At 53.7% G+C, this 3,150-nt stretch carries 4 protein-coding genes and 1 pseudogene; all 5 read right to left on the bottom strand.

Annotated elements, in window-relative coordinates; genetic code table 11:
• Positions 1-1,018 (bottom strand): annotated as a pseudogene (locus tag AC1D0P_RS24700) (hemagglutinin repeat-containing protein); the annotation flags it as partial.
• 450 nt (positions 1,019-1,468) lie between these two features.
• Positions 1,469-1,861 carry a hypothetical protein gene (locus AC1D0P_RS24695; RefSeq protein WP_477679146.1) on the bottom strand — a complete coding sequence of 131 codons (393 nt, stop codon included), beginning with the start codon at positions 1,859-1,861 and terminating at the stop codon, positions 1,469-1,471.
• Between the two features lie 206 nt (positions 1,862-2,067).
• The gene (locus tag AC1D0P_RS24690) at positions 2,068-2,559 is read right to left on the bottom strand and encodes a hypothetical protein (protein WP_477679145.1); all 492 of its coding nucleotides are present in this window, start codon (positions 2,557-2,559) and stop codon (positions 2,068-2,070) included.
• 16 nt (positions 2,560-2,575) lie between these two features.
• Positions 2,576-2,989, bottom strand: coding sequence for a hypothetical protein (locus AC1D0P_RS24685; protein ID WP_477679144.1), 414 nt, complete (start codon positions 2,987-2,989; stop codon positions 2,576-2,578).
• A gap of 2 nt (positions 2,990-2,991) precedes the next feature.
• Positions 2,992-3,150: CdiA C-terminal domain-containing protein (locus AC1D0P_RS24680; RefSeq protein ID WP_477679147.1), on the bottom strand; the 159-nt coding region annotated here is incomplete at its 5' end.

Raw genomic sequence — 3,150 nt, 5'->3', positions numbered from 1 at the left:
GCTTCTTTGCCAAAAGCCTGCGTAATCTGCACCTGGGCATCGATCTCTTTCTGCACCCGCTCGGCATCAAAGATTTTTGCAATGCCGGTTTCAGCATCGGTGCTTCTGACAGCCGTGTTACCGGCAATCCCGCTGATACCGCCGCTTGATGTGCTGCTGGCCTCGCCCTTGTCGCTGCCAATGCCCACGCCCACGCCACTCACCCCGAACTTGCCGGCCTGCTCACCCACGTCAATGCTCAGGCCCATGGCCTTGCCTTCGTAGCTGGCGCTGTTCTGAATGTCGCTTAGCGTAAGAGAACCGCCCGTATTGAAGCTGTTCTTGCCCTGCTCCACCGCTGCCTGCGTGCTGGCAATAACCGCGCCCTTTAGGTCGGTGTTTCCTTGCACGTTCACCTGGAAGCCACCATCCCCCGCCTTGATGCCGCTTTGCTGTACGACCGAGGCGTAGCTGCTGTCGATGTTGCTGTTGGACGCGCTGATGCCGCCGCCCGTGGCGCCCTCCTTGCCAGAGCTGACGGATGCGCTGCTTGAACTTTGCTTGCTGGTGTAGGTGGCGGTGTCTTGCAAACTCTGGATGTTGAGGTTGCCGCCTACGTTGGCCTTGACTGTGTTGGCYGCMACCACCGCGCCTATCAGGTTTGTATCGCCGCCGCTGATGATGCTGGCGGTGTTGCCGGCATTGACCTGGGTGTTGGTGTAGCGGGTGTCGCTACCGCTGCTGTTTCCCTGGCTTTGGCTGGCGCTGTGCTCTGGCTGGCCAGCAGGTTGACCTTGTTGTCTGCGAGCAGGGTGACGTTGTTGCCGGCGGTCAGGTTTGCGCCTTGCGCCGTCAGGTTGCTGGCCTGGCCYGCGCCTGTGGCGACGATGGTCAGGTTCTTGCCTGCAGCGACGGTGCTGCCGGCGGCGCTGTTGCTTTGGCTGCTGCTTTTGCTTTCGCTTTCAGAAGTGCCGTAGCTGATGTTGATGGAGACGTCAGTTGCCGCATCCTTGTTGAAGTTGCCCGAGGCGTCGGTCATGCCCTTGTAGGTGTTGTAACCCTTGAAGGCGGCTGCAGCGCCGGCCAGCGCCTGCATGCGGCCGTCGCTGGTGTTGCTGGCCGCATCTGCCATTTGCTGGCCGGTTTCCATGGCGCTGAGGAGCGGGCTGCTGACGCTGAAGGTGAGGGCCGATTGTTTGAATTTGTCTTCGGTCTCCTGGCGGCTGGTTTCGCGGGCTTCGGTGATGTCRACCTTYTTGGCCAGGATGGTGATGTCGCCTGCGGGGGCGATCACGTCGCTGCCGACCTGTTTGTAGGCCTCGCCGGCTTGCAGGGTGACGTTGCCGGCGATGCTGCCCACGGTGCTGGCCGCGGCGCTGGTGCCTTGCGCCTTCTGCTGCGTGGATCGCTCTTGCGTGCCGATGCTGATGCCGCCGCCGTTGGCTCGTATTGCCTCCTCAGGTTCGCGCCAGATGTTCGGATTGAATTTCTAAGGGCGGCTGCGCAGTTTGGCTTGTAACGCCTCATCAAACTCAGCAAGAGTGAACTCCTGTCCAGAATTTAAATAGCCTGCGTCGTCATAGATAGTTTCGCCAAATCTTTTGCACAGAGAGTAAGTCACCAGCGCGGCAAACAAATCGTCACCTCGGGTACTAACTGCACCCATGTATTTCTTAGCGTTAGGTATCCGCGCATCAACAGGTTGCTCAGAGATTGCTACCCAGCACCACTCATTTTCAGCTTCGCCCTTCACATACGGGTCTCTGTGAATAGGGCCAACCAATTCCATCGTCACCGTTGGCATCTTTTGTTTGAAATGAGAGAAGCCATCTTTTATGGCGCTCAACAACTCATCATGTGGGGGGTTGAGCGTCATAGGCACGAAAGAGCCTCTCATGGTGTTCCCGGAGTTTTCAACGTAGAGCGAGTCAATGCTACCCAGCCATTTGAGGTTTTGATGTTGATGCTCCCTCGCTCAAGCTATTGCGATCGCTCTGCCTAGCGTTGTTCTAGCTGCAAGCAAGTGATTTGATGGTTTGTAGCAAAGACACCTTCCAATTCAAACCACATTTCAAGTGCCATTTTCAGTTATTTCCGAGTCGGCGTGGCCACTAAAGGATCAATCCCTTGGCTATCTTGGAGCATCCCAGAACCACTCAAACCCTCTTTTTTGTCCCGAATAGCGTAAACACCTTCACCTTGAAATGAAAGTACAAACTGCATCGGCGATAGTTGACTAAGACGGGTAAGAAATGCCTTTATGTCTTCCACCGCTTCGTCATATTTTTTGTTATGTATGCGAAAGACCAGGCCTTCACCCACTGGGAAATTACATCCATGATTTCCTTCAGCGGAAACAAATGGTCGAGGGCCTCTATTCCAGTTTCCACGACTATCTTCCCACCCTTCAAACGTGGTCCTACCTATTTGAGTTTCAGAATTGCTGAAGAACATTCGTTTATCTAAGCTTGGGTCATCAAAGGCGTCAAGGTTTCCAATGCCACTTTGTACGAGGGCGGCTTTTACTGCAGCCCAATCCGTGGGTGGCCCTTCAAGTTCCAAATACATTTCGAGGGCCATTTAGTTACTCTTCCAACTATCTTGGCGCATCCCAGAACCACTCAAATCCACGTCGATGGTCACGTATAGCGCGGACCTCCTCAATCTGGAACGAAAGTACGAACTGCATTTGCGAAGATTCGCTCAAGTGGGTGAGAAAGGTTTTGATGTCCGCCTTAGATTCATCGTACTTACTGTTGTTGATTCGAAAGATCAGACCACCGTAAACCACGAATTTGCAACCGTGAAGRCCTTCAGCGGTTACCCCGTTCCTAGGCGCGTCACTCCATGTAAAAGTCCGAACCCACGTATTAGACTTTTTGAAATACGTATCCAGTTCGCCTTCTTTTAGAAACTCCAGATTCTCTACACCAGTATCAGCAAGCGCAGCTTCCACAAGTTTCCAATCTGGAGGATTGCCTTCAAGCTCCAACCACATTTCAAGTGCCATTTTCAGTTACTCCCGGTCAGAACAGTCACCTTGCCGTTCTTGATAACAACTAAGTTTTGTAACCCACTTACCGGGTTACGTTGGAAAAATTGCGCAATATCACTTGTCGACAGTGTTGAATCTGCGAGATTTATCACGACGTTCGGTGCCTGTTGCTTACC

The sequence above is a fragment of the Polaromonas sp. P1_G2 genome, assembly GCF_056405515.1.
This window is presented reverse-complemented; position numbering and strand designations above follow the sequence as displayed.

Bases quoted from the DNA above. Each gene is read 5' to 3' on its own strand.
- AC1D0P_RS24690 (WP_477679145.1), bottom strand. From the start codon at position 2,559: ATGGCCCTCGAAATGTATTTGGAACTTGAAGGGCCACCCACGGATTGG.